This is a genomic window from Thiocystis minor (genome assembly GCF_016653465.1).
In the GTDB taxonomy this organism is placed as follows: Bacteria; Pseudomonadota; Gammaproteobacteria; order Chromatiales; family Chromatiaceae; genus Chromatium; species Chromatium minus.
Genome location: NZ_NHSQ01000197.1, coordinates 1 through 25509, shown reverse-complemented (window position 1 = coordinate 25509; position 25509 = coordinate 1). Strand labels below are relative to the sequence as shown.

General features: G+C 63.9%; 24 protein-coding genes. 6 read left to right on the top strand and 18 right to left on the bottom strand.

What is annotated here, in order from left to right; genetic code table 11:
* The first annotated feature begins 202 nt into the window (after window positions 1-202).
* The 3 genes from CCR95_RS24795 (at window position 203) to CCR95_RS24785 (ending at window position 1662) form a co-directional block, all read left to right on the top strand.
* On the top strand, window positions 203-976 hold the full coding sequence (locus CCR95_RS24795; protein ID WP_201099391.1) for a restriction endonuclease subunit S: 774 nt from the start codon (window positions 203-205) through the stop codon (window positions 974-976).
* A gap of 83 nt (window positions 977-1059) precedes the next feature.
* Window positions 1060-1242: a type II toxin-antitoxin system HicA family toxin gene (locus tag CCR95_RS24790; protein ID WP_201099390.1), complete on the top strand. Its 183-nt coding sequence runs from the start codon at window positions 1060-1062 to the stop codon at window positions 1240-1242.
* 3 nt (window positions 1243-1245) lie between these two features.
* Window positions 1246-1662, top strand: coding sequence for a type II toxin-antitoxin system HicB family antitoxin (locus tag CCR95_RS24785; protein ID WP_201099389.1), 417 nt, complete (start codon window positions 1246-1248; stop codon window positions 1660-1662).
* A gap of 200 nt (window positions 1663-1862) precedes the next feature.
* Here CCR95_RS24785 and CCR95_RS24780 read toward each other — a convergent pair whose 3' ends face one another.
* On the bottom strand, window positions 1863-2840 hold the full coding sequence (locus CCR95_RS24780) for a GNAT family N-acetyltransferase (RefSeq protein WP_201099388.1): 978 nt from the start codon (window positions 2838-2840) through the stop codon (window positions 1863-1865).
* A 103-nt stretch (window positions 2841-2943) separates the two neighbouring features.
* Between CCR95_RS24780 and CCR95_RS24775 the strand changes: the two genes are divergently transcribed.
* Both CCR95_RS24775 and CCR95_RS26010 read left to right on the top strand, forming a co-directional pair.
* Complete coding sequence (locus CCR95_RS24775; protein ID WP_242523486.1) at window positions 2944-3342, top strand: SH3 domain-containing protein; 399 nt, start codon at window positions 2944-2946, stop codon at window positions 3340-3342.
* A 164-nt stretch (window positions 3343-3506) separates the two neighbouring features.
* A complete protein-coding gene (locus tag CCR95_RS26010; protein ID WP_276570308.1) occupies window positions 3507-3638 on the top strand; it encodes a hypothetical protein in 132 nt (43 codons plus the stop codon).
* 52 nt (window positions 3639-3690) lie between these two features.
* Here the strand turns inward: CCR95_RS26010 and CCR95_RS24770 are convergent, their stop codons facing one another.
* The 7 genes from CCR95_RS24770 to pmbA form a co-directional block, all read right to left on the bottom strand.
* Window positions 3691-3909: a hypothetical protein gene (locus CCR95_RS24770; RefSeq protein ID WP_201099384.1), complete on the bottom strand. Its 219-nt coding sequence runs from the start codon at window positions 3907-3909 to the stop codon at window positions 3691-3693.
* A 33-nt stretch (window positions 3910-3942) separates the two neighbouring features.
* Entirely contained in the window at window positions 3943-4245 is a 303-nt protein-coding gene (locus tag CCR95_RS24765) for a hypothetical protein (RefSeq protein WP_201099382.1), read from the bottom strand.
* Between the two features lie 83 nt (window positions 4246-4328).
* Complete coding sequence (locus CCR95_RS24760; RefSeq protein ID WP_201099380.1) at window positions 4329-5819, bottom strand: pyridoxal phosphate-dependent decarboxylase family protein; 1491 nt, start codon at window positions 5817-5819, stop codon at window positions 4329-4331.
* A 289-nt stretch (window positions 5820-6108) separates the two neighbouring features.
* Window positions 6109-7335 (bottom strand): SAM-dependent methyltransferase, encoded by a 1227-nt coding sequence (locus tag CCR95_RS24755; RefSeq protein ID WP_201099379.1) that lies wholly within the window; start codon window positions 7333-7335, stop codon window positions 6109-6111.
* Entirely contained in the window at window positions 7335-8102 is a 768-nt protein-coding gene (locus CCR95_RS24750) for a DUF1365 domain-containing protein (protein WP_201099377.1), read from the bottom strand. Before CCR95_RS24750 ends, CCR95_RS24755 begins: the two co-directional genes overlap by 1 nt.
* Window positions 8099-9391 (bottom strand): NAD(P)/FAD-dependent oxidoreductase, encoded by a 1293-nt coding sequence (locus CCR95_RS24745; protein ID WP_201099375.1) that lies wholly within the window; start codon window positions 9389-9391, stop codon window positions 8099-8101. The genes CCR95_RS24750 and CCR95_RS24745 overlap by 4 nt, the downstream gene beginning before the upstream one ends.
* Before the next feature lie 305 nt (window positions 9392-9696).
* Window positions 9697-11046 carry a metalloprotease PmbA gene (gene pmbA, locus CCR95_RS24740; RefSeq protein ID WP_201099374.1) on the bottom strand — a complete coding sequence of 450 codons (1350 nt, stop codon included), beginning with the start codon at window positions 11044-11046 and terminating at the stop codon, window positions 9697-9699.
* A gap of 177 nt (window positions 11047-11223) precedes the next feature.
* On the opposite strand from pmbA, the gene CCR95_RS26005 reads away from it, so the two are divergent.
* A complete protein-coding gene (locus CCR95_RS26005; RefSeq protein WP_201099372.1) occupies window positions 11224-13872 on the top strand; it encodes a methyl-accepting chemotaxis protein in 2649 nt (882 codons plus the stop codon).
* Between the two features lie 57 nt (window positions 13873-13929).
* Here the strand turns inward: CCR95_RS26005 and tldD are convergent, their stop codons facing one another.
* The 10 genes from tldD to CCR95_RS24685 form a co-directional block, all read right to left on the bottom strand.
* On the bottom strand, window positions 13930-15375 hold the full coding sequence (gene tldD / locus CCR95_RS24730) for a metalloprotease TldD (RefSeq protein ID WP_201099370.1): 1446 nt from the start codon (window positions 15373-15375) through the stop codon (window positions 13930-13932).
* A 210-nt stretch (window positions 15376-15585) separates the two neighbouring features.
* Window positions 15586-16416, bottom strand: a complete 831-nt coding sequence (locus CCR95_RS24725) for a carbon-nitrogen hydrolase family protein (RefSeq protein WP_201099368.1) — start codon at window positions 16414-16416, stop codon at window positions 15586-15588.
* Window positions 16417-16624: 208 nt separating this feature from the next.
* The gene (locus tag CCR95_RS24720; RefSeq protein WP_201099366.1) at window positions 16625-20632 is read right to left on the bottom strand and encodes a YhdP family protein; all 4008 of its coding nucleotides are present in this window, start codon (window positions 20630-20632) and stop codon (window positions 16625-16627) included.
* A 64-nt stretch (window positions 20633-20696) separates the two neighbouring features.
* Entirely contained in the window at window positions 20697-22151 is a 1455-nt protein-coding gene (rng, locus tag CCR95_RS24715) for a ribonuclease G (protein ID WP_201099365.1), read from the bottom strand.
* A 68-nt stretch (window positions 22152-22219) separates the two neighbouring features.
* Window positions 22220-22822, bottom strand: coding sequence for a Maf family nucleotide pyrophosphatase (locus CCR95_RS24710; protein WP_201099363.1), 603 nt, complete (start codon window positions 22820-22822; stop codon window positions 22220-22222).
* Complete coding sequence (gene rlmH, locus CCR95_RS24705) at window positions 22812-23285, bottom strand: 23S rRNA (pseudouridine(1915)-N(3))-methyltransferase RlmH (protein ID WP_201099361.1); 474 nt, start codon at window positions 23283-23285, stop codon at window positions 22812-22814. Before rlmH ends, CCR95_RS24710 begins: the two co-directional genes overlap by 11 nt.
* A gap of 181 nt (window positions 23286-23466) precedes the next feature.
* The gene (locus CCR95_RS25730) at window positions 23467-23637 is read right to left on the bottom strand and encodes a hypothetical protein (protein ID WP_242523485.1); all 171 of its coding nucleotides are present in this window, start codon (window positions 23635-23637) and stop codon (window positions 23467-23469) included.
* Between the two features lie 120 nt (window positions 23638-23757).
* The gene (locus tag CCR95_RS24695; RefSeq protein ID WP_242523484.1) at window positions 23758-24222 is read right to left on the bottom strand and encodes a type 2 periplasmic-binding domain-containing protein; all 465 of its coding nucleotides are present in this window, start codon (window positions 24220-24222) and stop codon (window positions 23758-23760) included.
* A 23-nt stretch (window positions 24223-24245) separates the two neighbouring features.
* Window positions 24246-25115 (bottom strand): transporter substrate-binding domain-containing protein, encoded by an 870-nt coding sequence (locus tag CCR95_RS24690; protein WP_201099357.1) that lies wholly within the window; start codon window positions 25113-25115, stop codon window positions 24246-24248.
* A partial coding sequence (locus CCR95_RS24685) for a PP2C family protein-serine/threonine phosphatase (RefSeq protein ID WP_201099355.1) occupies window positions 25112-25509 on the bottom strand: 398 nt, incomplete at its 5' end. The genes CCR95_RS24685 and CCR95_RS24690, both read right to left, overlap by 4 nt.

The window sequence follows — 25509 nt, the reverse complement described above, 5'->3', positions numbered from 1 at the left end:
CGCGGCGCGCGTCGCCCAGAGCGATCCCGCGAAATTCGTCTTCTGCCCAGCCCATGCGATCCCCAATGAACGTGAATGCTCAAACCTATTTTACCCGCACACGGGGAGTTGTGTGTAATGGGATGCGCTTGACCACGCAACCAAACTGGAGCAGGAAGCGCAAGCCATCGAAGATGCCGGCTTACGCGCCTTTGAAGCCGCATTGGGTGTGGCCGCGCCGCCCGTGTTTCCTGATCGCCCCGTGTTCGTGGCGCGGTTCAAGGACATCGAACGTTGGAGCCATGACGGTATTTTGCGCGCGGCATCGCAGCCAAACATATCGAGAACACAAACTTGGCCCTTGACGCGATTAGGCAACGTCATTGCCGATCTCGAAAATGGATGGAGTCCAAAATGCCATGACCATCAAGCGCGGGAGGGTCAATGGGGCGTTCTGAAACTCGGAGCCGTGTCTTTCGGGATTTTCAACGAAAGCCAAAACAAAGAACTACCGGAGAGGCTCAAGCCACGTCCAGCCTACGAGGTGAGAAATGGCGACGTCTTGATCAGTCGCGCCAACGTCGTGCGATACGTCGGTGCTTGCGCCTACGTCGAAGAAACGCGACCGAAGCTGATGCTGTGTGACAAGATATTTCGAGTGCGCTTCCTTAAGAGTAGCAAGCTGCTGCCGCAGTTCCTGACTGAAATTATGCGGTTGCCAAGCGTTCGCGAACAGATTGAAACGCGCCTGACTGGAACATCGCCGACGATGAAGAACATTTCCAAGCCCGCGCTTTTGGATTTGCGATTTCCATTGCCTGAACTCAACGACCAGCGCAGCTTGATCACCGACCTGACGACAGGACGTCAAACCGCCACCACCAAACGCACCGAAGCCCAAACCCTGCGCGCATCCGCCTGGGCGGTCTTCGAGTCCGCCCTGTTCACTGCCAGCGATGCAGCCGAAATCAGCGCCGAAGTCGAATCGGCCAGCTAACACGAAAGGCGATCAGGCCGAGACGAGACGGACCATGCGCGCGGCCTTTCGACAAACACAACAGAAGTGTTAGGCTTTAGCGCATGAACTCGCATGAATTCAAACGCTGGCTCGCCAAACAAGGCGCGACCTTTCAAACCGCGAAAGGCTCGCACCTCAAAATCTACCTGAACGGTCGCCAGTCGGTGATGCCCATGCAGGCGACCGAGCTGAAAACCGGCACGGTCGAAGGCATCAAAAAACAACTCGGATTGAAAGGAGATTGAGCCATGTTCGATTATCCGGTCGTGCTCGAAGCCCAGCCAGAGGGCGGATTTATCGTGACCTTTGCGGATGTCCCCGAGGCCATTACGCAGGGCGAGGATGAAGACGAGGCGCTGATCTATGCCATCGACGCGCTGGAAACCGCGCTATCGTTCTATATCGATGCCAGAAAACCCTTGCCGGTGCCGTCCGCCGCCGAGGATCGCCCAACGGTGCGCCCGTCGGCGCTGGAATGCGCCAAACTGGGTGTCTACCAGGCGATGACCGAGCAGGGGATCCGCAAGGCGGAACTGGCGCGGCGGTTAGGTTGGCACCTGCCGCAAGTCGACCGGCTGTTCGATCTTCGCCACGCCTCGCGCTTCGATCAGATCGAGGCGGCGGCGCGCGCGCTGGGGCGCCGGGTCGAGGTGCGGATCGCGTAATCCCTGCCCTGGCTTTAGGCGATTTCCGGAAAAGCTCATACCCACTTTCGTGGTGGGGACGAAGCCCAGCATCCGCCGCTCCCTAAGCCGCTTAAATGTTGGGTTCGCAAGCGCACCCCAGTGATCGAACACGGATGGGAAATTAGGGCGAAGACTTGCACAGTCTCTCCAGTGTGAGAGCAGGGACCGAGGCTCCAGCGTCACGTCTGAGACCGGGCCGCCGGAACTGGGTCTTGAACCTGAAATCTGTCCCAATTCGGATAGACCAGCCCTGGAATGCGCGGGGTGCGCACGGGGAATCCGCAGTGGCGGGTGTAGGCTTCGAGCACGGTGATCCGCTGTGCCAGTCCCTCGGGCATCCCGACATCGCACCAGCGTGAGCGTTCGGCCCAAGTCTCAGGACCGCGGATGAGGGGCCAACCGGCGACCGCCAGCCAGAGCGCCAGGGTCGCGGAGGGGTGGAGCAGATCGACGTCTGGCCGCGGATGGGTTTGCCATTCCAGCCAATCGCCGCCATGGCGGGCCAGGATGATGGGAGCCGCGTCCCCCTCTCGACGATACTCCGCGCGGTCCGCCGCGAAACGCACCTCGTAACCGGGCTCCGCGCACCGGCGTTCGAGCCGCAGGTCGCGCTTCCAATGGCGCACGGAGAAGCCGTTGCGCAGATAACAGCGCACTGCGGGCTGCCAGACCCAATCGACGTCCAGTTGCAGACCGAGCAGGCCCAGATCCCGTGCGATCTGGTAAAGATTGGCGAAGAGGCGGGTCGCGTGACCCTGGCGCCGCTCGCCCGGCAGGAGGTAAAGGCTGGCGATCCCCAGCGCCGTCCGATCCCAATCCGACGCCTGGAGCGCAAGCGCCAGGATGCCGATGCGGCGCCCGCTCGCCTGGAGCCAATAGGGGCGATACCATGGCATATCGGCGGGATCGCCCAGCGACTCGTCGGCGGCGAGTCCGCGACGACTCCAGTCGAGGATGTCGGCGTCGGACAGGTCGCGCGGGTCGGGCGGGGTCTCGCTGCGATAGTCCAGGTAGATGCAGAGTTCACAAGCCCGCCACAGACGGCAGTCGTCGGCGTTCTCCGCCGCGACGGGTTGCAGGCGGGTCGTTGTGGGCGGGAGGGCCTGCAATGCCTGGTCGAGGCGGGCCTGAAGCGCGTGATCGGGTTGGTCGCGCATGGGTCCTCAGTTCCCTGAATGTTCATGAGGTCCGTGGATGGTAGGCTATCGAGCGGACGAAATGAACAAGTGCCTGTTCCTCTCACCTGGAGACATCACGATCATGCAAAGGCATCACCCATCTTCGCGCCTCGGGCGTCGCCAGAAATCCGTCACGATTCTGGGCCTGCTCCTGTCGGCGGCATTCTTCTCGGCCGCTCTGATGGCCGAGGCCGATGGACCGGATCACTTCCGGGTGGTCAAGGTGGACGAGGGCGACGTCCTGAACCTCCGCGCCGAACCGGCCGCGACGGCCCCGAAGGTCGGCGAGATCCCGCCGAATGCCAGTTGCGTGCGCAATCTCGGCTGCCGGGGTGGTCTGACCTTCAAGGAGTTTTCGACGCTCAACCCGGAGCAACGCGCCGAGCGCGAGCGCCAGAACCCGCGCTGGTGCAAGGTGGAGTATCGGGGAATGACCGGCTGGGTGGCCGGCCAGTTTCTCGCCGAGGGGGGCTGTCCATGAGCCTAATTTCGGCAGGATGATCCGCGTGGTGCTGTCGGTCTCGCGCGAGCGCACCACGGGCAATCCCTGGAATCCGCTATTAGACAATCATCGTCTACTACGGGGAGTACGTACGCCCGATCAAGACCGACGACATCGGCGATCAGCACGAATGGCTGCTGGACATGGAGGACAAGATCAAGACGGCCGTCGTCCCAGGCCACGGCTGGCGCGCGCGCTGGGTCGAGACGGTGTGGGACGAGGACCGGATTCCGGGGCTGAAGCTGCTGGCGAGCCGGTTCGAGGTGTGGGGGTAAACGTCGTTCAGCCGCCGCGCCACCAACCGCGCCGCTTGCAGCAGGTTCACGATCAGGCGGCCTTGGCGTCGCTTTCGGTCCACTCTTCGCGCAGTTCGCGCAGCATGCGCTCGGACGATTGAAGCGTGAAGCGCACGTTCTGACTGTTCGGGAACCGCGCAGCCTCGGCGCGCATCTTGTCGCAAAACGCCTCCCAGTCCTCAATGCGTAGGCTTGGCGGATCTTCGTAGAGCATCAGCTCCGGGTCATAGTCCATCAGCGGATCGTTCATCGAATCACCTTTTTTGCCGTATCCAAGACAGACTCACTGTTTAAAGCGTAGCGGATAACGCCCTGGCTTTCCAGAAGCAGCGACATCACGACCTGCCACAGTCCTGACTGCCCCTCCTGTGCGCTGATGTTGTTGCGTCTCGCCGCTTTGCGCGTCATCGATTTGGCTTGAGACATCGCTTCTTCGACCAGAATGAGCGCCGATGTTGGCGAGATAGCGTCGCCAGCCCGTCTCCTTCCCCTTGCGCACCACTTCATCGCGCGCCCGATTGTGGATCGGCCCGAGGTCAACCGGCGTCAGATCGTCCGCCAGGACGGCTAATTCTTCGGAGCGCATGGACGGCGATCTTACCATGTCCTCCACGCGACCAATCCGGTCATCCCCAGGCCGCCCCGCGTTTCATCTGCGTGATAGGCAATTCACCCCGTCCCGCCGGTGTCGCGCTCGAATCGGCGGATGCGCGCGATCAGCCGCTCGACATCCTCCAGGGTCGTCTCCGGATTCATGAAGACGAGACGCAGATAGCGCTGGCCCTGGAACTGGGTCGAGGTGACATAGAAGTCGCCCTCCGCGAGCAGTTGACGGCGCAGTTCCAGTTGGCGCGCATCGGTGCCTGAGAGCCGGAAGCAGAGGATGTTCGATTCGGGGGCCACGGGGAGATCCAGATCCTCGATGCCGCTCATCCGGCGATAGGCATCGGCGGTCAGTCGATATTGCCGCTCGATATAATCGGCCAGCCCTCGTTCACCCAGGGCGGCGAGCACCAGATAGAACTTGAGCCCCAACCCGCTCTTGGTGCATTCGACCGCGCGCGGGAGGAAGTCGAAGCCGGGCTGTTCCTTGTCGTGGAAGAGATAGCTCGCCTCCTGGCTGAAGGCGCTGTCGAGGGTGCGGTGATCGCGCACCAGCAGGGCGGCGCAGACGGCGGAGGTGCGCAGCATCTTGTGGGCATCCCAGGTCAGCGAGTCGGCCAACTCGACGCCATCCAGCAGGTGTCGATACTCGGGCGAGAGGAGCGCGGAGGCCCCGTGGGCGCCGTCGACATGGAACCAGACCCCCTCGGCCCGACAGAACTCACCGAGCGGTCGCAGCCGATCATGGACGCCGACGGCGGTACTACAGGCATTGGCGACCAGCGCCAGTGGGGTTCGGCCATCCGCGTGCACTTGGGCGAGTATCCGGGGAAGCGCGTCGGGATCCATGACGCCGCGCGCATCGGTGGGGACCGGGTAGATATTCCGCGTCCCCATCCCCAGGATGCCGACCGCGCGCTCGATGCTGTAGTGGTTGTTGCCCGGTGCCAGCAGGGCGAGATCATCGCGGTTGCCCTCGCGCCAGGCATCGGGCCGCACCTTCGAGCGGGCCGCGATCAGTGCCGTCAGGTTCGCCAGCGATCCGCCATGGGTCAGCACGCCGCCGCCGTAACCGGCCGTGCCCAACCGCTCCAGATCCAGCGGCGCCGGGGTCCAACCGACTTTTTCCAGCATCCAGTTGATGACGAAGTATTCGATGGCGGCAGCGCCCGGACCCATCTCATAGATCGCCATGGGGTTGTTGGTCAGGCCGTCGATCAGCGCCCCGAGCGCGGCGCCGGGATGCGGGGCGGCGACCTGATGTCCCAGGTAGCCGGGGTGATGCAGATTAATGACGGTCTTGAGATAACGCCCCATGAAGTCATGCAGCGCCTCACCCTCCAGTCCGCCCTGGCGGGCGAAGTGGTCGAGTCGCAGTTCATCGATCAGGGTCGCCAGGGGCTGCTGCGCGAGCACAGGCACGGCGCGGTCGCGCGCTCGGGCGACCTGGCGATCCAATGCGGTGGCGACGATGTCCAGGTCCGAGCGGAAGGTCATGGGCGGTGGCAAGTGTGCTGTGGTGTGGATGAGGGTGATGGTAACCCTGGTCCGGATCATCTGGAATGGATCGCCGGCGTGTTATCGCCGTTCCGGGGGCGGTGTCGATGTGCGCTGTCAGGAATTTCCTGACGATAAAGGATCGCTGATCCCGTCCGCCGGTGACCGCCTTTACCCATTCGGACTCCCCGCGCGGCCCGAAAGCTGGCTCAACGCATCTCTATGGTCACGCTCGGCCGGGTTCGGCCGAACTTGGACCAGATTCGTCGCACTCTAAATCGGGCGCCAACTTGGGCATCTCGCCGTTACGCTTCCTGCCAGCCTGGGCAAGGACTGACGCGTGTCAAGGTCAACCGCCTTGAGGAACCTCCAGCACGGTCTGGACCAAATCGATGGACCCGGTTTTGAAACCGGTTTCGCAGTAGGCGAGGTAGTAATCCCACAGACGCCGGAAGCGGGCGTCATAGCCCAGCGCGTCGATGTCCCCGGCGACCTCGTGAAAGCGCTCACGCCAGCGGCGCAGGGTCTCGGCATAGTCGTCGCCATACCAACGGGTTTCCTGGACGATCAGTCCTGCGTCCGCGGCAAGCTCTGCCATGCGTTGCGGCGACGGCAGCATGCCGCCCGGAAAGATATAAATCTGGACGAAATCCGGCGTGCTGCGATAGATCGGAAAGATGTCGTCGCTGATGGTGATGACCTGGAGTGCGATCCGTCCGCCCGGACGCACCAGCCGCCGCAAGGTCTGATAGTAGGTTGGCCAGTAGGCTTCGCCGACCGCCTCCATCATTTCGATCGAGACGACATGATCGAATTGGCCCTGGATATCGCGATAATCCTGAAGCCGCAGTTCGACCCAATCCGTCAGACCCGCCGCCGTCATGCGTTGACGCCCGTAGTCGAGTTGCTCGCGCGAGAGCGTCACGCCCGTCACCTGCATGCCGCGTCGGGCGGCGACCTCGGCAAAGCCGCCCCAACCGCAGCCGATCTCCAGGATTCGGTCGCCGGATTTGGCCCCCAGCGCCGCGAGCAGACGCTCGTACTTGCGCTGCTGGGCCGCTTCGAGCGATTCGCTCCCGGCATCCTCGAACAGGGCGGAGGAATAGGTCATGCTGCCGTCGAGCCAGCGCCGATAGAAGTCGTTGCCCAGGTCGTAATGACGTGCGATGTTGCGCCGGCTGTTGCGCCGATGATTGTGGCGCTTGCGATGGACCAGACGATCCAGGGCGCGCGACCAGCGCATGCCGCGCCAGCCGGATTGCATGTGCTCCTCGTTATTTAGGAGGACTTCCAGCAGGGCGGGCAGATCCGGTGTGTCCCAATGGCCCTCCACATAGGATTCGCCGAATCCCAACTCGCCCCGCGTCAAGAGGCGCAAAACCAGCATCCAGGGGCGTTTGAGATCCAGCACGCCCGAACCACCCTCGAAGCGTCCGCGATAGAGCGTGGTGGTGCCGTCCGGAAAACGCACCATCAGTTGACCGAAGGCGATGCGATCACAGAAACCACCAAACAGCCGGGCGGCCAAACTCGATCCGCCCGGCGCGGGACTTTCCAGGATTTCTTCCGCGGACATCAGCTTATCTCCTCTCTCGGCGGTTCCGGTTTCGGGTAATAGGTCCCGCCGCCGAGCCAGATCTTCAAGGCATGCCAGTGGATCATGATCACAACTTTGAGGGTCAACAGCGGATAGTCGACCGCGGCCCGCAGCAGGTTGGCATCGGTGAATTCGCGCTCCGTTCCGCGTTGCACGGCGACCAGCATGAGCGCGTCATCCTGATACTCGCGGATGACGATGTCATGCCGGCCCTGGTGACGGGAAAAACGAAAATGGTAGTCGGCATTCATGTCGATGAACGGGGACACATAAAACTGCTTGGCGTGGGCATCGCGGATCGGCCAGGTCATGGCGGCGCCATCCTGATGCAGCAGATAGCCGTGGGACTCGCCGAAGGTGTTGCTGACCTCGCAGAGCACGGCGACCGGATCGCCCGCCGGACTGAAACAGGTCCAGGTGCTCATCGGGTTGAAGACATGCCCGAGCACTCGGGGGAAACACTGAAGCTCCACGCGCGCGATGTCGAAGTGGTGGCCGCGCTGACGCAGACGCTCCAGCAGCCAGGGCTTAAGCGGCTCGCCAGTGCGCGGACCATGATCGACATCGTAAAAGGAGAAGAGATTGAACCGGTTGTGCGAGAACCAGCGGGAGCCAGCCGCCGCCTCGCCGACCCGCTCGACATCGAGCAGCAGGCTGAAGACGCGGTAAACGAAGCGATAGCGGACCGGGAAGAGCCGGCGGTGCATGACGTCGCCGAACAGGAGTTGCGCCGCGGGCGGGCTCATAGGCTAACCGCCCCGCTGTTCGCCCAGGGCGGCTGCACGCCCAGCCCAGCCGCCACCTCGACCGCCGCGCGCAATCCGTCCTCGTGAAACCCATAGCCCATCCAGGCGCCGCTGAACCACAGACGGTCGCGCCCCTGAATCTCGCCCATCCGCCGCTGGGCCGCGAGCGCGTTCGGGTCGAACATCGGATGATCGTAGTCGAATTCGGCGATCACGCTCTCCGCGCGCGGCGCCTCCAGCGGATTCAGGCTGACAAAAATGTCGCGCCCCGCCGGCAGCGCCTGAAGGCTGTTCATCCAATAGGTCACCGTCACCGGACGGGTCGGATCCTCGCCCGGCTGCTGGAGATAATTCCAGGAGGACCAGACGCGCCGACAGTTCGGCATGAGTTTGGTATCCGTGTGCAGATAGACCTTGTTGCCGCGATAGGCGAAGCAGCCCAGCAGCTCCCGTTCCAGGTCGGTCGGCGACTCGATCAGCGCGAGCGCTTCGTCGGCATGACAGCCCAGAACCACCGCGTCGAAGGTCAGCCGCTCGCCCGCGACCGTCTCCACCTCCACGCCCCGATCCAGCCGACGGACCCGTCGAACCTCGGCGTTCGTCCGATACTGGCCTTTGAACTGACCGAGAATCTTGTCCACATAGGTTCGGCTACCGCCGCTCACCGTCTCCCACTCCGGACGATTGGCCAGATCCAGCAGGCCATGATTGGAGAAGAAACGCGCGAAGGACAGAAAGGGAAAGGCCCGCATATCCTGCGTGGGACAGGACCAGATCGCCGCCGCCATCGGCAGCAGATAGTGGCTGGCGAAGCGCTCGGAGTAGCGTCCGCGCGCCAGAAAGTCACCCAGAGTCAGGGTTGCGCCAGGGTTGGAATCGATGAATGCCTTGGCGGCGGCATTGAAGCGCGGGATCTCGATCAGCATCCGCAGAAAACCGAGGTTCAGGAGATTGCGCCGCTGGCCAAACAGCGTATTGAGGTTCGACCCGGCATACTCGACCCGACCGCCGTCCAGACTGGCGGCAAAGGACATATCGGTCGGATAGGTCGCGACCCCAAGATGCGCGAACAGACCGCAGAGCAAGGGATAATTGCGCCGGTTGAAGACCATGAATCCGGTATCCACCGGGGCTGGCGCGCGGGCGTCGCCGACCTCCACCGTGCGGGTGTGTCCGCCCACGTAATGGTTGCGTTCCAGCAGCATCACCGCGTAACGGCGATCCAGCAGCCAGGCCGCCCCGAGCCCGCCGATCCCGCCACCGATCACCCCAATGGTTTCCACCGACATCGTTCATTTTTCCTCGCGATTGATCCGTCGACCGCCGTTCCCGAAACGCCGGGCGGCACACCCATGTTTTGTGCAATATTGGCGCCGGGCATCGACACCACAAGGGGGAATACGGAGACGCGGATGTCGCGAACCCGTTCGATCAGATCCCGCGGGCTCTCGACCGTGCAGATGGCGTTGGCGCGATCACTGACTCGGGGTCGCCGGCCAATTCGTCCGACGACAAAAGTTGGGCTCCCCAGAGCCGACTGCAAGTCGGCGCTCCCAGCATCCAAGAAGGCAAAGGCCGCGATACTCGCCGATCGTCACTCCCCGGCAATCGTCATACGATCGATCAGCCAGGAACCGGTGCGCGTACTGCCGGGAAAATCGCAATCGTTGCCGACCGCGACCAGTCCGGCGAACATCTTCTTGAGATTGCCGGCGATGGTTATCTCTTCCACCGGATACTGGATCTCGCCGTTCTCGACCCAGAACCCGGATGCGCCGCGCGAGTAGTCGCCAGTCACCGCGTTGACGCCATGGCCCATCAACTCGGTGACCATGAGTCCGGTTCCCAGCTCGCGCAGCATGGCCGCGCGGTCCTTGTCGCCCATCTCGATGCGTAGATTGCGCACCCCGCCGGCATTACCGGTGGTCGGCAGACCGAGCCGGCAGCCGGAATAGACGCTCAGCAGATAGGTTTGCAGCACGCCGCCGCTCACCAGATCCTTGGCGCGGGTCGCCACGCAATCGCCGTCGAAGGGTGCGCTGGCGAGTCCGCGCGGCAGATGGGGTTCTTCATGGATACGCACGAACTCGGGGAAGATGCGTTCGCCCAGATGATCGAGCAGGAAACTGGAACGGCGGTAGATGCTGCCCCCGCTGATCGCCGACATCAGGCTGCGCAGCAATCCGGTCGCCACATCGGCGCGAAACAGCACCGGCGACTCCTGGGTGCCGAGACGCCGGGCGCCGAGTCGCGCGACGGTGCGTTCGGCGGCCCGCTCGCCGACCCGCCGCGCCGGTTCCAGATCCAGCGCCGAGCGCGCGGTAGTCCACCAGGCATCGCGCTGCATCAGGTCGCCTTCCTGACCGATCACGGCACAATCCAGACTGTGACGAGTGGTCGGATAACCGCCCATGAAACCTTGCGTGTTGCCCGCGACATGGATGCCGAACTGGGTCGAGAGACTGGCGCCCTCCGAATTGACGATCCGCGGATCGTAGTCGCGGGCGGCGTCCTCGCAGGCCACCGCCAGCGCGATGGCCTCCTCGACCTCGATCGACCAGGGGTGGTAGAGATCGAGTTCAGGAAAATCGGTCGCCATCAGCTCGGGTTCGGCGAGATGGGCGCAGCGGTCTTCCTGAGTGTGCGTGGCGATGGCGCAGGCAGCCTTGACGGCATCGCGCACCGCGCCGGGGCTCAGATCCGAGGTACTGGACGAACCTTTGCGGTGGCCGAAATAGACGGTGATACCCAGGCCATTGTCGCGGGTGTGCTCCACCGTTTCGACCTCGCCGAGCCGTACCGCGACCTCAAGGCCCGCGCTGCTGCCGACCGATGCCTCGGCGGCGCTCGCGCCCTCGCGTTTGGCCTCCTTCAACAGATCTTCGATGATGGTTTGCAGGCGCGCCATGCGCTCTGCGGTGTCTTCGGTTGGGGTAATGGGCATATGTGATCGTGATCAGCAAAAAAGGATTAAGGGTCAAACGCTCAAGAGTTGGTCTTGCCAGTGCCTCATGATCGTTTGATGTAACATTCACGCGGATTCAGCAGCCACCGCTGAGGTGTCGGGTGGCCTTTTTTCTGGGGCGCGCTTCAGCCACGCGCCAACGATTCAGGAGTATGAATGAAGATCAACCGCCGCGGGATGGCCTTGGGATTGTCGTTCAAGTTGTTTCTCGCCATGATGCTGATGAGTCTCCTGATGTCGGTGGCGTTCACGCTGAACCACTATGTCGGCGAGAAAAACAGCATCATCCGTGGGATCGACAACACGCTGCTGGCCACGGCGGAGGGCGTGCGACTCATTGGCGATGCGGTCCACCATCGGCAACCCCAGCCCGATGCGATCACGCCCGACGCCTATGCGGCTTTTATCGACACCCTGACGGCATTCGCGGGGCGGGCGAAAGTCCAATACGTCTATACCACGATCAAGCAAGACGATCACATCCTCTTCACCTCATCAAGTTATACGCCAGAAGAAAAAGCCTCGGGCGATTTCACCAAGTTTCTCGATCCCTATGATGACGCGAGCGATGGGTTACAGGCCGCCTTCGCCGATGGGCAGGTGCATGACGACCAATACAGCGACCGCTGGGGAACCTTCCGCTCAATCTTCGTGCCCGTCACATCATCAACGGGCATCGACTATGTGATCGGTGTCGATATGTCGCTGGCCGGCATCGACGAGACCTTGCTCGAAACCTTGCTCGGATCGCTCCTGATCGCGGGCGTGGTGTTCAGTGCGGGACTACTGCTGCTCTGGCTGCTGACCAGCCGCATGATTGCCAAACCTTTGCTGCAGGTGATCGGCATCTTCGACAAGATTGGCACGGGCGACTACAGCAACCCCATCGACACCTCACGCCGCGATGAAATCGGATTGCTCCGCCGCGGTCTGGCATTGATGCAGGACAATCTTGCCGAGCGCACCGCCACCGAGCAGCGCGTCGCGCATGACCTGCGGCGCATCACGAGCGCGCTCGACAAGTCATCCACCAACATGATGGTGGCCGACAATGACGGCACCCTGATCTATCTGAACGAAGCGTTCATCCGAATGATCCGCGGGGCCGAGGCCGATCTCCAGCGGGAGCAGCCGAGCTTCCGTGCCGAGGGGCTGATCGGGCGTGGTTTCACCGAATTTCACCGGCATCCGGAACACCAACGCAAACTCCTGTCCGGGTTGAAAGGCACCTACACCAGCCAGATGAAGATCGGTGGACGGACCTTCAGGCTCGTGGCCAACCCGGTTCTGGACGACCAGGGCGAACGCCTTGGCACGGTGGTGGAATGGATCGATCGCACCATCGAGGTCACGGCGGAAGGCGAACTGGATGTGCTGCTGAACGCGGTCACGCACGGCGATTTCACGCAGCGTTTGAATCTTGACGGCAAGCAGGGCTTCTTCCGTGACCTGGCCGAGGGGATGAACAATCTGACCGACGTGTTCGCTCGGGTGCTGGATGATCTCGCGTTCGTTCTGCAGGCGTTGGCGCAAGGGGATCTCACAAAGACGATCACGTCCGGGCACAAAGGGCGATTTGCCGATCTGAAGCGCGACACCAACGCCACGGTCGAGCACTTGCAAACGCTCGTCAGACAGATCCAGGAGGCCACGGACGCCATCCATACGGCGGCGGGCGAGATTGCCGCCGGGAATGCGGATCTGTCCGAGCGGACCGAAGCCCAGGCGAGCAGCCTGGAAGAAACGGCGAGTTCCATGGAGGAACTCCAGGCCACGATTCAGCAGAACACCGAGAACGCCAGAAACGCCAACGAACTCGCGCATCGCGCCAATGATCAGGCGCTGGCCGGCGGCCATCTGATCAAGCAGGTGGTCGGCACCATGGGCGCCATCCAGGCGTCGAGCCGGAAGATTGCCGACATCCTCGGCGTGATCGACAGCATTGCCTTTCAGACCAATATCCTGGCACTCAACGCGGCCGTGGAGGCGGCGCGGGCCGGCGAACAGGGCCGAGGCTTTGCCGTGGTCGCGGCGGAGGTGCGTAACCTGGCGCAACGCAGCGCCCAGGCGGCGAAAGAAATCAAGGGGCTGATCGGCGCCTCGGTCACGCAGATTGGCGATGGGGCCAAACTGGTTCATGAGGCCGGTGACACGATGGAAGCAATCGTCGCCTCATTTCAGCAGGTGGTCGGTCTGGTCAGCGAGATCGCCAGCGCCAGTCGCGAACAAGGTGCGGGGATCGAGCAGGTCTCCCAGGCCATGGTGCAGATGGATGAGATGACCCAGCGCAATGCCGCCCTAGTGGAGCAGGCCGCCGCCGCGGCGGAGAGCCTGGAGGATCAATCCAGGGAATTAAGCCAAACCGTGGCGGTTTTCAGGATGACGCGCGGAAACGGCCGCTTGAGCGCCAGCGCGACCACTGCCGCGGATGATGTCGATTTCGATGACATCGTCGACGCACACCAGCAGTGGTCGAAAAAATTACGCCGGGCGGTTGAGGGCCGTAGCGAACCTCAGGATCCGGCCATCGTCTCGCGTGACGACCAGTGCGCCTTGGGCGCCTGGATCTACGGACCGGGCAGCAAACTGTTGGCGGACTTCCCACAAACGACCCTGCGCGACAAGCATGCGCAGTTCCACCAATGTGCCGGCGATGTCCTCAGGCATGTGGTCGCCGGTCATCGCGAGCAGGCGGAACAGTTGCTCGCCGAGCGCTTTCGGTCACTCTCCAATGAAACGGTGACGCAGCTCCGGCAACTTGAGAAAAATGTCCGGACAACCTCGACCGAGGGATCGGCAACCTGAAGATTTCGTCGGGCAATCGCCCAAGGCGATTGCCCGCCAGGTCATCCGAAAACCGTCTTAATCCTGATGCGTCCCACCAACCGTCAGCGCATCCACCCGCAGGGTCGGCTGGCCAACCCCGACCGGCACGCTTTGACCTTCCTTGCCGCAGGTTCCAACGCCTTCGTCGAGTTTCAGGTCGTTGCCGATCATGCTGACGCGGGTCAGCACGTCCGGCCCGTTGCCGATCAGGGTCGCACCCTTGACCGGGCGGCCGATTTTGCCGTTTTCGATCAGATAGGCCTCGCTGGCGGAGAAGACGAACTTGCCGGAGGTAATGTCGACCTGACCGCCGCCGAAGTTGACGGCATACAGCCCTTTCTTGACCGAGGCGATGATCTCGGCGGGGTCGTGCTGGCCGGCCAGCATATAGGTGTTAGTCATGCGCGGCATGGGCAGATGGGCGTAGGATTCGCGCCGGCCGTTGCCCGTCGGCGCGCTGCCGGTGAGCCGAGCGTTGAGCTTGTCCTGCATGTAGCCGCGCAGGATGCCATCCTCGATCAGGACGGTGTTCTGGGTGACGGTGCCCTCGTCATCCATGTTGAGCGAGCCACGCCGGCCCTCCAAGGTGCCGTTGTCGACCACGGTGACGCCCGGCGCGGCGACTCGCTCGCCGATACGCCCGGCGAAGGCCGAACTGCCCTTGCGGTTGAAATCGCCTTCGAGTCCGTGGCCGATGGCCTCGTGCAGCAGCACGCCGGGCCAGCCGGCGCCCAGCACGACGGTCATGGTTCCGGCGGGCGCGTCCTCGGCATCCAGATTGGTCAGGGCCAGACGCACCGCCTCACGGGCATAACCCAGGGCGCGATCTTCGGCCAGAAAATACCCCAGATCCGTGCGAGCGCCGCCGCCGCTGGAACCCTGCTCGCGCCGCCCGTCCTGCTCGACGATGACGTTCACGCTCATGCGGATCAGCGGGCGGATGTCCGCCGCCAGACTGCCGTCGTCGGCGAGCACCAGCACGGTATCCTGAGCCGCGACCAGGCTCGCGGTCACCTCGCGCACGCGCGGATCGAGACGGCGCGCCTCCTCGTCCACCCGATGCAGGAGCGCCACTTTTTCCGGATCGGCCAGACTCTCGATCGGGTTGATCGGGGCGTAAAGCCGACGCTCAGCCAGCGCATGGCCGACCTTGACTTGGGCCTCCTGACCGCCACGGGCAATCGCCCGCGCCGCCTCGGCGGCCTGCGCGAGGGCCGGGAATTGCAGTTCGTCGGAATAGGCAAACCCGGTCTTCTCGCCGCTGACGGCCCGCAGCCCGGCCCCCTGCTCGATACTGAAATTGCCATCCTTGATGATGCTGTCCTCCAGCACCCAGGACTGGAGCCGGCTGGATTGGAAATAGATATCCGCCGCGTCCACGCAAGAGCTGGTCAGGCGGCCCAGGAGACGGTCGAGATCGTGTTCGACGAGACCGGCGGGGGCCAAGATCATCTCGCGGGCAATGGCAATCGGGTCATTCATAGGCGGAACGGGCTCGATAATGAGTAATGTAGTTGTGAGTCAACAGGTGTCAGGTGTCAGGTGTCAGGTGTCAGGTATTTTTGGTCATCCGGGAGGATCTTCGGGAACTTTTTAAATTCGAGCATCCAACAACTGCCAACTGCCAACTGCCAACTGCCAACTGCCAACTGCCAACTGCCAACTGCCAACTGCCCCCTTAAACCTGCGTCCTCAAAAGGCGCATTTCAAACGGCGGTGATCGATGGTGGGGAAGTTGCGGCGGACCGAATTCTGGAATTCCTGGTCGACCGCGCAGCAGATGCAGCCGCGACCGCGCGGCACCTGCGCCAGCACCGTGCCCCAGGGATCGACGATCATGCTGTGTCCATGGGTCTCGCGACCGTTCAGATGAAAACCGCCCTGGGCCGCGGCGACGACATAGACCAGATTTTCAATGGCGCGGGCACGTACCAGGGTCTCCCAGTGCGCTTTGCCGGTGATGGCGGTGAAGGCGGACGGGATGGCCAACACCTCGACGCCGCTGTCGAGCATCTTCCGAAACAGTTCGGGAAAGCGCAGATCGTAACAGACGGCAATCCCGAGACGCCCGAACGGACTGTCCAGTACCACCAATCGGTCGCCGCACTCGATGGAGGCCGATTCGTGATAACGCTCGTCGACCCCCGGAAGAGTGACGTCGAACAGATGAATCTTGTCGTAGCGGGCCATGCGTTCGCCCTGTTCGTTGTACACCAGACAGGCCGCGCGCACCTTGCCGGGATCCTCGGCCACCATCGGGATCGTGCCGCCGACCAGCCAGATGCCATGCTGTTTGGCAAGGCGCGACAGAAACGACTGGAGTGGACCCTCGCCATCGGTCTCGCGCAGCGCCAGTTGATCCTGGCCGTGCTTGCCCATGAAGGCGAAATTCTCCGGCAGGACGACGAGGCTGGCGCCGTTGTCGACCGCCTCCTTGATCAAACGCTCCGCCTCGAACAGATTGGCGTTGACATTGGGACCGGTCGCCATCTGGACCGCGCCGAGCTTGGGTTTTATTGTCATGATGTTCACCGCTCGGTCCGGCGCTCACAAAGGCGGATCGGACCGGCTGTTAATCGGCTGCTGAATCGATTCCAGTGACGCGGATGCCGGTCCCTGGACCCGCCGCGCCAGCCATGGCCGGCTCTTGCCAGCGGCGCAAGACGGGGCGGCGGGAACCGCGTCACTGTTGGAACGATACCACCAGACCCGCCACCCCGAAACCGGAAGCTCATTCCAAATCCAGAAACAAGTTCTTTTCGGGTGCGGGCGGTGACGCTTCGGCGTCCTCGCCGATCGCGCTCACGCCGATCAGCGGCTCCCAGCCGACGCGTGTGAAGACGGGCTCGCTCCAGGGTCCGGTGACCCGATAACGATAGCGACCGAGCCGATCGATGGGATTGCCCGCCACACGGTCGACCAGATAGACCGCGGCGCCGACCACCGGGCCGCCGGCGACCGCGCTCGCCAGCGCGACGCTCGAACCGAGTTTGGGCTCGACCGTCACCGTTTGGTCGAACCGCTGGGCCGCCAGATCGGCGAGACCCTCGACCATGACCTTGCCCGCCGGTCCGTCGATGAGGAAGCCGTCGAAACCGGCTTTGCCGTCGTCGAGCGTGATCCGCCCATCCATGGTTTCAAAAGCGAAACCCTGGCCATAGAGATCGGTAAAATCCATCGCCAGGCGTCGATTCAGTGCCGCGAAATTCAGAAATCCAAGCACACGTCCGAGTCCGGGCTCCACCTCCAGCAGCCGTCCGCCTCCCACCTGAAGCGCGATGTCACCGTCTGCTTTCGGCCAATCGAAATCGCCGAATCCACCCCGCCAGTTCAGTTGCAGCTTCGCCGTGACCGGCCCGGCCTCCAACGCGCTTTTGTCATCGAGCACACGCAGAAGCGCGCCCAGATCGGCCGCCTCCAGCGCTAACTGGATCCTGCTGTGTCCAGGTTCGTCGGAGCGCAACCATTCGCCCGCGCCGCTCGCATTCAGAAGTCCGCCGCCACTCAAGGTCAGACGGGGCAACCGGATCCCCAATGGATCATTGCGCAATCCCAGATCCAGGCTGCCCAGCGAAGCCTGGCCCCAGCGCAGATCGGTCACCCGCAGATCGAGCGAGGGGAGCTTTATGGACCGAGGTCGTTTGGGGGCCGCCACGCGCGTCTGTTCGCTGTCCTTGGATTGAGACAGCAGGGGGCGCAGATCCAGCCGATCAAGCGCCAGATCCAGCGGACGGCTTTCCTCCGTCGGCGGGAATCGAATCCGCCCGGTGAGTTCATCGGCGCTCACCCGAAGCTCCCAGCCATCCTTCGGCGGAGCCATGTCGAGCGCCAGCCCGTGCAGCTCAAGATCGCCCAGGCGCAGACGGTCGACCCGCAGCTGCACACCGGCCAGTTCAGGATCCCCACCATCTGCGCGCGCGGCCCCGGACGCCGCGCCCGAACGCGATTGCCTGGACTCTAACCAATCCATCCAGGCCGTCAGGTCAAGCTCTTTCAGCGCGCCATCAAGAAAGAGCCCCGGCCGCTCGGGCGCGAGCGCCGAGGTGGCGCCCAGACGCAGACGACCACCGGTCAGACGGGATCCGGCCATGCCCAACTCCAGATGCAGACTGGTTCCCACCTCGCCAAAATGACCAGCAATCTCCATGGATCGGCCCGGCACCAAGGTCCCAGCCAATTCCAGCTCGCGCACGGTTGGGGCCGGCTTGCCCAGCGGCGGCGGCAGATCGATGGACAAACCCTGTAAGCGGGATGTCAGACGATAGCCGAGGGTTGGCAACGCCTCGCCAACATCGCGATTGCGCAAACTCAGCGCCAGATCCCAATCGAGATCGCCGTTCAGACTTCCCCAGAGCGGGCTGGGAAAACGCCGCGCCAACTCGCTGACCGGGGTCCGCGCCAGCGCGCCGATCCGGGTGCGCGAGGTGGCGGGATCGTCCGCGCTCTCGGTGGCGACGGACAGACGGACCGGACGTCCCCAAAGTTGAGCCCTCAGCGCTTCGGCATCGAGACTGTTCTCGGTAAAGTTCAATGTACCGCCCAGCTCCGACAGGCTGAATGGCGTGCCTTGGATGCTCAGGGTCGCCGGCTTGGGCCAGCTAAGCCGCCCCGCGATCCCCAGATGTCCATGCTTGACCAATGGCAGATCGATATCGAGCGCAAGCCGCGAATCGCCACTGACTGACATGACTTCGGCCAGTCGGCCCAGATGATTGGCGAGCGGTGTTTCCGCCAGCGTACGCAGACCGTCGGAGAATGGCCCTTGCGCCTCGCCGTGGATGCGCATGCGCTCCGCCCCCCAGAGATCGGGAATCCGCGCCTCTCCGCTGCTGAAGGCGCTGTCGTAGAGGCGGCCGCGTTCGACCCGAATGTCCAGCCCCTGATTGAGAAACCGCAGATGCCCCGCGGCCGATCGGATCGGCGGCCAGCCTTTTTGATACTCAAGCAGCAGATCCTCGAACGCCAGGAGTAATTCGAACCGCCCCTGCTGCTGGCGAAAGGGATAGTCGGCGAGCGACCCGCGCAACGCCAGATCGGCCTCGGTCACGCGCCCCGAGACGATCGACTCGGACAGCCAGCCGACCAGGTCGGGCTGCATGATGCCCACGGGCAGATAGGTCCGGACGTGGGAGGCGTCGCCGTCGTGAAAACGCGCGCGCAGATCCAGGAAGGGGCTACCGCCGTCCGTCGGCAGCGCCAATCCAAAGCGAACTCGCCCGGCGAGGTCGGCGTTCTCCAGGCAGAGATTGCGCCCGGATACCTGCCAGGCGCCGGCGGTATCGCGCTGCCAGTCCAGCCGACCGCTGAACTGATCCAGGTTCAGCCGATCGCTGAAAAGCGGATGAAGATCCAGAGACAGACGGGTGGATCCCAGATGGAGCTTGCCGCCATCCTGGTCGGCGGATAGACGGACACTGAGACCCTCGACCCCCGGCGCGGAGGTCGTCCGCTCGAAACCGAATTCGGACAGCTTCGCCGATACCTGCCAGCGCAACGGCCGGTCTTGCTGACGTGGCGGCAGCCCCTCGGCCCGCAACCGCAGATCGGTCACCCGCCCTCGCGGCTGGGCCTCCAGCAGGCGCGCCGCCGACTCGGGCAGCCGCCAGGGACTCGCGCGCAGGATCCCCACGGCATCGGCAAGCTCCAGTTGGTCGGCCGCGAGCACCAGTCGCGAGACTGCCCCCTCGTCGTTCATCCGCAGATCGAGCGCGAGACCCGAGAGATCGGCGCCACCGACGCTGGCGTTCAGATCGGCGACCTCCAGCCGCCAACCCGAGGCTTGCGGTCGAGCGCGCGCTAGCGCACGCACACGCGGCAGGACAAGCGAGCGGGGCGCCTCAGACCTCCCTGCCAGTTCGAACGACCCGGCGCCGGGGTGCAGCGAAAGCCCAAGCAGATCGACCCGCAGCAGCGACTGCTCCAGCCGGCCAGCGCGGAGCCGGTGCCAGCTTTCGAGCCGGACGCTTCCGGCCGCGAGCGTCCATCCATTCAGCAGCTCCGCCGGCGCCAGCCAACCCAGATCGGTCCCGGCGAGGCTAGCATGGAGTTGACCGCTCCAGGATCGAGGGTCGGCCGGCGGCCCGGACAGTTGAGCGCTCAAGCGCAACTGGCTGGCGCTGGCATTCGGCTCGCTATCAATAACGGCGGCTGGGACTGGACGCGCGGACAACGCGAGCCGATGGCTCCGACCAGCGTTGTGCAGTTGCAGATTCACCTCGGTCAGACGTGGTGGGTCGCCGCCCCGCCCGACATCGACAAACCGAATCTCGCTCTCGACGAGCGCGAGACGCCCCTGCCCCAGGAACCGCTCAAGCGCCTCGGGGTCATCGTTTTTCAGCGCATCGAAGCCGACGAACCGCAGCCGGCCATCGCGGGAACGCTCCAGCGTCAGATACGCCCCCACCAGGGTCATGCGGCGGAACTGAGGCGACGCCAGACGCAGGGAACCCAGCACATCCAGATCCAGTTCCACCGCCTTCAGGCGCAGCAACTCGGCGCCGGTGCGCGGATCGGATAAGAGAACCTGATCGAGAACCAGGCGAGGTGTAACACCGGAGAGCCGCGCATGCAGTGCGCCGATCGCCACCCGATAGCCCAGCCGCTGGCTCAGGGACTGCGCCAGCGCATCCCGAGAACCCTCGAACCAGGGCAACGCCAGCCGCGCCCCGGACATCAGCAGGGCTAGGGCGACCAAGGCCGCCAGGCCAAGCGTCAGGGAAAACGCGGAAAGACGTTTCATCAGAAGCATGAAGCGACGATACGGAAAGATGGGATGATGTAGCCCCACTGCCAACTGAAAAAAGTCAGATCAACACCACGTCATATTGCTCCTGGGTATACAGCGCCTCCGCCTGAAGCCGGATCGGTCGACCGATAAACGACTCCAGCTCGGCCAGATGAGCAGATTCCTCGTCGAGCAGACGGTCGACCACTTCCTGCGAGGCCAGCACCAACAGCGTCTCCACATCGAACTGACGCGACTCGCGCAGGATTTCGCGGAAGATTTCATAACAGGTGGTCTCGGCGGTCTTGATCGAACCGCGCCCGCCGCAGCAAGGACAGGGCTCGCACAAGACATGCTCTAGCGACTCGCGGGTACGTTTGCGCGTCATCTCCACCAGACCCAAGGACGAGACCTCGGTGATATGCGTCTTGGCATGATCGCGAGCCAGGCATTTCTCCAGCGCACGCAGCACCTGACGCTTGTGCTCGTCCTCGGTCATGTCGATAAAATCGATGATGATGATGCCGCCGAGATTGCGCAGCCGCAGTTGCCGGCAGATCGCCTGGGCCGCCTCCAGGTTGGTCTTGAAGATCGTCTCTTCCAGATTGCGGTGTCCAACGAAGGCGCCGGTGTTGACATCGATGGTGGTCATGGCCTCGGTCTGGTCGATCACCAGATGACCGCCGGACTTGAGGCTCACCTTGCGCAGCAGCGCCTTTTTGATTTCATCCTCGATCCCGTACAGATCGAACAGCGGACGCCCAGCCTGGTAGTGATCGATACGATCCTTGATCTCCGGGATGTACTTGGCCGCGAAGGGAATAGCCTTGTCGACCATGGCGCGGGAGTCGATGCGGATTCGCTCCACTTCGGGCGTCACCAGATCGCGCAGCGCGCGCAGCGCCAGCGGCAGATCGTCATGGATCAGACTGATCTCGTTGACCACCGAGCAGCGCTGCTTCACGCCGCGCCACAATTTCGCGAGAAAGGCCATGTCCTTGCACAGCGCCTCCTCGCTGACCCCTTCGGCGGCGGTACGGCCGATAAACCCACCCTCGCCTTCATGGGCGTCGACATAGCGTTGCAGGATGTCGCGCAGTCGCCGCCGCTCCTCCTCATCCTCGATCTTCTGCGACACCCCGGTGCTGGCCATCGCGGGCATGCAGACCAGATAGCGCGAGGCGATCGAGATATTGGTGGTCAGACGCGCGCCCTTGGTGCCGAGCGGATCCTTGACCACCTGGACCACGACCATGTCGCCCTCGTGCACCAGTTCGTGGATATGGTCCTCGCGCGGCTCGCCCTGGACGCCGAGAATGTCCGAGGCATGCAGAAAGGCCGCGCGCTCCAGGCCGATATCGACGAAAGCCGCCTGCATCCCCGGCAGCACCCGGCACACCCGGCCCTTGTAGATATTGCCGACCAGACCGCTACGGTCGGCGCGCTCGATGATGATCTCCTGCACCACGCCGTTTTCGACCACGGCAACCCGGGTCTCGGGCGGTGTCACATTGATCAGGATTTCTTCGCTCACGGGATCCTTTGTCTCGGTTATCGGTTATCGGTTGTCAGGGATGACGGTATCGGGCGGATGGGGGCGAATCAAACGGCTTGCGCAGGCAGGAGTTCGATCCCCGCCCGCTCCAGCAGGCGTCCGGTCTCGAACAGCGGCAGTCCCATCACCCCCGAGTAACTGCCCTCCAGCGCGGCGACAAACAAGGCCCCATGGCCCTGGATACCATAGCCTCCGGCCTTGTCCAGCGGTTCGCCAGTCCGCCAGTAGCGCTGGATTTCCTCCTCCCCGATCGGCCGGAAGGTCACGCGGCTTTCGCTGATCTCCACCCATTCCCGCGTCCCCGCGATCAGCGCTACCGCGGTCAGGACGCGATGGGTTCGACCGGACAGCAGCCGCAGCATGCGCGCGGCGTCTTCCTGATCGCGGGGCTTGCCCAAGAGATCGTCAGCGCGGATCACTACCGTATCCGCAGCCAGCACGGGCCGGTCATCGCCCGCCGACAGAACGGCGCACCCCGCCCGCCCTTTCTCCAGCGCGACCCGGCGCACATAGGCGTGGGGCGGCTCTTCCGGTCGACGGGCCTCGTCGATGTCGGCGGCGATCACCGCGAACCGCACCCCGATCTGGGTCAGCAATTCGCCCCGCCGCGGCGAGCGGGAGGCGAGATAGATCCGGTGTTCAGCATCCACGATGATAGGGGTGACCTTGAATCAGACTCCAGGCACGGTAGAGTTGTTCGGCGACGATGACCCGCACCAAGGGGTGCGGAAAGGTCAGGGCGGACAATGACCAGCGCTGCGTGGCCCGCGCCAGACACTCCGGCGCGAGTCCATCCGGACCGCCGATCAGCAGGGCGCGGTCATGGCCCTCGGCCAGCCAGTCGCCGAGATGGCGCGCCAGCGTCTCGGTGCTCCAGCACTGTCCCTGGACATCGAGCGCGGCCACGCCGGCCCCCTTGGGAATCGCCTTCAGGATGCGCCGGCCCTCGTCCTCGCGGGCCTGCGCCGGCGTCGTCGATTTTCCACGCCGCAGCGGGTCGACCTCCACCAGATGCAGCGCGCATTCGGGCGGCAGACGCTTGGCATACTCGGCGTAGCCCGCCTCGATCCAGGCGGGCATTCTCCGCCCGACGCTGACGAGATGAATGTGCATGTCTAATACGCTTTTGCAATCCGTCTGTTGGCACGTATCGTCATTCGAATCGCATACACGTTTCAAATGCATTTTGGTCGATGATACGCCATCGTCTGGCGGGTGTCCTGAGTACGCGGCGGCTTGCGCGCCACTGCCAGCCAGGAACCGTATCGTTCAGCCCCAAGGATGAGACGCGATTTCAGCCACGTTGCAAGGCGTACTCCACCGCGCACCGCGCCAGTTCCAGAGTGCAGTCGATCAATCCCAAGTCATGCCGTTCGGCATGGACCGCGGCGAGCGGCAGTTCGGTGCAGCCCAGGATCGCCGTCCGCGCGCCGCGCATCCGAGCCTTGACGAGTACCCGCTCCAAGCGGATCCGGGCCGCGCCCGAAAATCGCGGCGCTGCGGTCAGGTACCCGAGGCAGATTGACCAACACGACCGGCAGGTGATCCTGATCGCGACCGGCGGGCGTCAGCGCCACTCGTTTGGCTATGAAATCGACCGTCGCGGCGGGCCCCATCCCGCCGAGCGTGCCCCACGAACGCCAGCTTCAGCGACCACTCGGGCAGCCACCAGATCAATCACCTCGTTGAAGCTTTTGGCTTGGCGGTTGAAACGCACCGCGACCTGAAGCTCATGCGCCAGATCGCGGGCCATCTCCACCTCCAGACCGACGAGCCGGCCATCGCGCAGGTAGAAAAAAGGCGGGATATCCATGTCGGCCATGGCCACCACCAGTTCCCCGCGCGCGACGATGCGGGCCATGTCGGGGGCGAGACGTCGGCCATCGGCGACCGAGACCAGGGGGTCGGGTCGCGGCTCAACCGTTGTCCGAGGGGCTTCAGCCTGTATCGCCGTACTCAGTGCCAGGCACCCGATGAACAGGGCGATGGCCCAGTGCCGGCGCGGGTTGAGCGCAACGGCCCCAGACAGGGCATTCGGCAAGCGCGTCATGAAATGACTCGGGTGGAAGACGCTCATCTGCGGTCAGGTTCAGGGTCGGAATCAGGCACCGCCTGGCGCCACTCGACCTCCATCCGCCGACTGAACTCGGAGCGGGGAATGCCCCATGTCTCCTCCAGTCGACCCAGCAGGCCGCTCCGGTGCCAGTGGACGATGGCCTGTGAGATCGCAGCTTCCAGACGCCCGCCACGCGCGTCACGACGCAGGGCCACGGCCCAGCCGGTCGGATAGAGGGCGGGCAGGATCATCTCGTAGCGCTCGGCCAGATCGCGATCCTGCAACATGACCGCGAACACCGCGGTATCGCCGAGAAAGCCGTCGCAGCGTCCGTCGCGCAGCGCAGCCAGTGCGATCTCGGCACTGTAGAGGGCCACGATATCCGCCCCGTACTCGACCGCGATCGGGCGATTATAGAAGGAGCCTCGCAGTGAGCAGATTCGCCGGTTACGCAGTTCGGACCACTCTTTGAAGCCTGCGGAACGGCGCGCCAGCAGACCGGCACCCGATTCGTAGTAAGCGGGCGACACCAGAATTAACTGGGCGCGACGCTCCGGCGTGACGCTCAGGGTGGCAATCAGGATGTCCACCTTCCGCGTTTCCAGCGCCGAGACCCGCTCGGCCGACAGAACCGGAACCAGCGAGAGATCCACGCCCAGTCGCTCGGCCAGGTTCCGGGCGAGATCCGGCTCCAGGCCGACGATCTCGCCGCTGGTCTTGTCCAGTTCGCCCCAGGCCGGCACATCCGCCTTGACCCCGACCCGGAGCGTCCCGCGCGCTTGAATCTCGGCGAGTGCATCGTCCGTGGCCGCGGCGGGGTGGAACCAGAGCGCCAGCATGGCCGTCAGTATCCAGCACGAAAACTGCATCCCGGTGACAAAACTCATGAGGCGGCCTCCACAGTGCCCGCCAACACGCCTGGCGCGGGATCGGTGCCCCGATAACGCAAGGCGACACAGGTAATGTCGTCGGACTGCTCGACCCCGTTGGCGAATCGATCCACCGCCGCCAGCACCCGTTCCACCGCCGCGCGCGGATCCGGCGGGGGCTGGTCGACGAAGAGCGCGGACAAGCGTTTGGTCCCAAACTCCTCATAGGCTTCGTTCATGGCCTCGGTGACGCCATCGCTGAACATCAACAGCGTATCGCCGGGCCGCAACTGGACCGACGCGGCGGCATAGTCGAGTCCGTCCATCGCGCCCAGGGCCATCCCCCAGGTGAGCGCCAGTTCAGCCACCTGGCCATCGGCATGAATCAGCAAGGGCGATGGATGTCCCGCGT

Bases quoted from the DNA above. Each gene is read 5' to 3' on its own strand.
- CCR95_RS24790 (WP_201099390.1), top strand. From the start codon at position 1,060: ATGAACTCGCATGAATTCAAACGCTGGCTCGCCAAACAAGGCGCGACC.
- CCR95_RS24785 (WP_201099389.1), top strand. From the start codon at position 1,246: ATGTTCGATTATCCGGTCGTGCTCGAAGCCCAGCCAGAGGGCGGATTT.
- CCR95_RS24780 (WP_201099388.1), bottom strand. From the start codon at position 2,840: ATGCGCGACCAACCCGATCACGCGCTTCAGGCCCGCCTCGACCAGGCA.
- CCR95_RS24775 (WP_242523486.1), top strand. From the start codon at position 2,944: ATGCAAAGGCATCACCCATCTTCGCGCCTCGGGCGTCGCCAGAAATCC.
- CCR95_RS26010 (WP_276570308.1), top strand. From the start codon at position 3,507: ATGGAGGACAAGATCAAGACGGCCGTCGTCCCAGGCCACGGCTGGCGC.
- CCR95_RS24770 (WP_201099384.1), bottom strand. From the start codon at position 3,909: ATGAACGATCCGCTGATGGACTATGACCCGGAGCTGATGCTCTACGAA.
- CCR95_RS24765 (WP_201099382.1), bottom strand. From the start codon at position 4,245: ATGCGCTCCGAAGAATTAGCCGTCCTGGCGGACGATCTGACGCCGGTT.
- CCR95_RS24760 (WP_201099380.1), bottom strand. From the start codon at position 5,819: ATGATCCGGACCAGGGTTACCATCACCCTCATCCACACCACAGCACAC.
- CCR95_RS24755 (WP_201099379.1), bottom strand. From the start codon at position 7,335: ATGTCCGCGGAAGAAATCCTGGAAAGTCCCGCGCCGGGCGGATCGAGT.
- CCR95_RS24750 (WP_201099377.1), bottom strand. From the start codon at position 8,102: ATGAGCCCGCCCGCGGCGCAACTCCTGTTCGGCGACGTCATGCACCGC.
- CCR95_RS24745 (WP_201099375.1), bottom strand. From the start codon at position 9,391: ATGTCGGTGGAAACCATTGGGGTGATCGGTGGCGGGATCGGCGGGCTC.
- pmbA (WP_201099374.1), bottom strand. From the start codon at position 11,046: ATGCCCATTACCCCAACCGAAGACACCGCAGAGCGCATGGCGCGCCTG.
- CCR95_RS26005 (WP_201099372.1), top strand. From the start codon at position 11,224: ATGAAGATCAACCGCCGCGGGATGGCCTTGGGATTGTCGTTCAAGTTG.
- tldD (WP_201099370.1), bottom strand. From the start codon at position 15,375: ATGAATGACCCGATTGCCATTGCCCGCGAGATGATCTTGGCCCCCGCC.
- CCR95_RS24725 (WP_201099368.1), bottom strand. From the start codon at position 16,416: ATGACAATAAAACCCAAGCTCGGCGCGGTCCAGATGGCGACCGGTCCC.
- CCR95_RS24720 (WP_201099366.1), bottom strand. From the start codon at position 20,632: ATGAAACGTCTTTCCGCGTTTTCCCTGACGCTTGGCCTGGCGGCCTTG.
- rlmH (WP_201099361.1), bottom strand. From the start codon at position 23,285: ATGCACATTCATCTCGTCAGCGTCGGGCGGAGAATGCCCGCCTGGATC.
- CCR95_RS24695 (WP_242523484.1), bottom strand. From the start codon at position 24,222: ATGACGCGCTTGCCGAATGCCCTGTCTGGGGCCGTTGCGCTCAACCCG.
- CCR95_RS24690 (WP_201099357.1), bottom strand. From the start codon at position 25,115: ATGAGTTTTGTCACCGGGATGCAGTTTTCGTGCTGGATACTGACGGCC.